Origin of the sequence: Roseateles sp. (assembly GCF_031397715.1) — a bacterium.
In the GTDB taxonomy this organism is placed as follows: Bacteria; Pseudomonadota; Gammaproteobacteria; order Burkholderiales; family Burkholderiaceae_C; genus Paucibacter_A.
The window spans coordinates 1-2,963 of sequence record NZ_JANNMI010000471.1 but is presented as its reverse complement, the minus strand read 5'-3'; the positions used below and the strand labels follow the sequence as shown (position 1 = coordinate 2,963).

Annotated in this window: 2 protein-coding genes; both read right to left on the bottom strand. The window is 65.3% G+C overall.

The window, feature by feature from the left end:
* On the bottom strand, positions 1–719 hold a 719-nt coding region (locus RMO57_RS20925), incomplete at its 3' end, for a P-loop NTPase (protein WP_310389964.1).
* 74 nt (positions 720–793) lie between these two features.
* Positions 794–2,963: HDOD domain-containing protein (locus RMO57_RS20920; RefSeq protein WP_310389963.1), on the bottom strand; the 2,170-nt coding region annotated here is incomplete at its 5' end.

Here is a 2,963-nt window from a genome sequence, read left to right as displayed (position 1 = left end):
GGCGTGGTGACGATCACGGCACCCGTCACCGGCACGCGTTGCGACAGCGTGAGTTGGATCTCGCCGGTGCCGGGTGGCATGTCGACGATCAGATAGTCCAGCTCTTGCCAACGTGTTTGGCGCAGCAACTGCTCCAGCGCTTGCGTGGCCATCGGGCCGCGCCAGATCATCGCCTGGTCTTCCTCGACCAAGAAGCCGATCGACATGATCTGCAGGCCGTAGGCTTGCATCGGCTCCATCAGCTTGCCGTCTTCGCTTTCGGGGCGGCCGCTGACGCCCAGCATGGTCGGCTGGCTGGGGCCATAGATATCGGCGTCCAGCATGCCGACGCGCGCGCCTTCAGCGGCCAGCGCCAGCGCCAGGTTGGCGGCGGTGGTGCTTTTGCCCACGCCGCCCTTGCCCGAGGCCACCGCAATGATGTTCTTCACCCCCGGCAGCAATTGCACGCCGCGCTGCACCGCATGGGCGGCAATTTTGCTGTGGATCTGCACGCTGACATTGGCGACGCCGGCCACGCTGCGGGCGGCTGCGACCAATTGGCGGCGCAGCTCCGGGAACTGGCTGGCGCCGGGATAGCCGAGCTCGATCTCGAAGGACACATCGGATGCGTCCAGGCGCAGATTTTTCAGTTGTTTGCCGGTCACAAAGTCCTGGCCGGTATTCGGGTCGACGACGGTTTGCAGCGCTTGCAGCAGGGCGGATTCTTGGAGGGTAGACATGTCGGCGGTCGGGTCAGCGGTCGGTTAAGGGCGGCGGCACTCAAACCGCGGCAAGGCTGGCAGTCTAGCGAACTTCAGCTCACCTGCTTGAACGCCATCACGGCCTGATTGCGCAACGTGCGCAGCAGTTGCAGCTCTTTCTCGCCCAGATCGATGCCGCCGACCCTGGCCTTGTCCGCATAAATCAGCGCAAAGGGCACGCCCTTGAGCGTCATCGGCAAGAGCAAGAAGCTCGGCGCGCGCACATCGCCGCGGTACCAAAGCGGCAGGCGTTCGGCGATTTTTGGCACGGTGGCGTCGGCAATCAAGGTGTCGACGCCCTTTTGGCAGACCGCAGCGAACAGGTCCGCATTGCCGCCATTGGCCAAGCGCAAGGGCACCCGAAACAAGGGCGCGACGGCCTCCACCCCTTCACCCAGCCCAAAGCGGCCGGTCAGCGTTTCCGTCTTCGGGTCGCGCAGGCAAAACACCACCCGCCGAAAGCCCAGCGCTCTGAAAATGGTCTCCAGAATCATCCGCAGCACCTCATTGAGCTTGAAGTTCTCGACCATCACATTGGTGATGTCCTGGATGCCGGCCGCCATCATTTCGGCCGCTTGCTCGCGCGTCAGTTGTTGGCGGCTCAGGCTCTGGGTCGGCTCCAGAATCTGCGTGGCCTGCAGCTGATGTGCGCTCAACGAGTCATCCAAGGTCGGGGTCAGCGGCGCCAGCAAGCGCCGCGCCGGCGAGTTCTTGGGCAGTTGTATGCCCATGGCATCGGCCACCTGCGCCAGCCGCTGGCGGGCTTGATCGGCGGCCACATCAAAGGTCTCGGCCGTCACGCCGAGCACGCGCGCATAACGCTGCGCCATCGCGTGCACGCGCGCCAGAGCGTCAGCCGGGGCGGTGTGCAGAATCACATCGGCCACATCATTGGCGGCGTGGGCCAGCCAGCGCTGGCGCTCGTCCGTGTGCTCGGCCCGGCGCGTCGGCGGCTCGCCGTCCGGGCGCCGCATGCTGAGCTGCAAGGACTCGGGCAAACCCCATTGGCGTGCCACGCCCCGCCCCAACTGCTCGTAACTCATGCCCAGCACCTGTGCCGATGCGACCGCCTCACTGAGCGGCGCGGCGGCCAGGCCAGTCGCCTGACTGACCCGCTCGGTGCGCGTGATGCGGCGGATCTGCTGCGCCTCCTCGGGGAAGTAGAACTCGCACAGCGAGCGGCCCAGGTTGTGCAGCATCGCGCATAAAAACGCCTCCTCGGCCTCGCGCGGATTCAGGCACAACTCGCGTGCCAAGGAGGCCGCCATCAGGGAGCGCAAAAATTCCTCGCGCAACTGCTGGGCATGCGCCTTGTTTTCCATCCGCTCCAGCAAGATCAGCGACAAGGCCAAATTGCGGATACCTGAAAAACCCACCAGCGCCACCGCTCTGGAGACGGTGCTGATGCTGCCGCCGCCGGCATGGCTGAACTGCACGGTGTTGACCAGGCGCAAGAGCTTGTGGGTCAGCGCCACGTCCTTGAGGATCTCGTTGGACAGCATGGCGAGGCTGCCGTTCTCGGAGGCGGTCAGGCGCTGGATGCGGCCGATCGCGTCCGACATGGCCGGGAAGTCGCTCTTGTGGCGCATGCGACGCAGCAAGAACTCCAAAGCGGCGCCGTCCACCACCGGTGCAACGCTGGTTTGAGCCGGGTACATCCATTCACTCAGCGCCTCATGCAAAGCCTGCGCCGACGGCCAGCGCTCGGCGGCCTTGCGCGCCAGCCCGCGCTGCACGATCGCCCGCAAGGCGTCATCAACGTCCAGCCCCAAGTCGGATGGCAGGGTCAGGTCTTGCTCGATGACGCGGCGCACCGACACCCAGGGGTCGGGATCAAAATTCAGGCGCTGGCCGCTGAGCATCTCGCCCAGCATCACGGCCGCAGCGAACACATCCATTTGCGCACTCGCCGGCTCACCGAGGGCTGCCTCGGGCGAGATGTAGCCGGGCGTGCCGACCACACGCTGGGGCTGCGCTAACTCGGACGACAAACGTGCCGCGATGCCGAAGTCCATCACGCGCGCGCGACCCTTGGCGTCGATCAAGATATTGCTGGGCTTGAGGTCACGGTGCACCACACCGGCGGCGTGCGCGGCTTGCAAGCCGTCCAAGATACCCAGAAAAAGCTCCAACGTCGCGCGTACGCCCAGTTGGGTATTGCGACCGCCCCGCAGCTGATCAGCCAAAGTACCGCCGGGCACATACTCGAACACCAGATAGGAC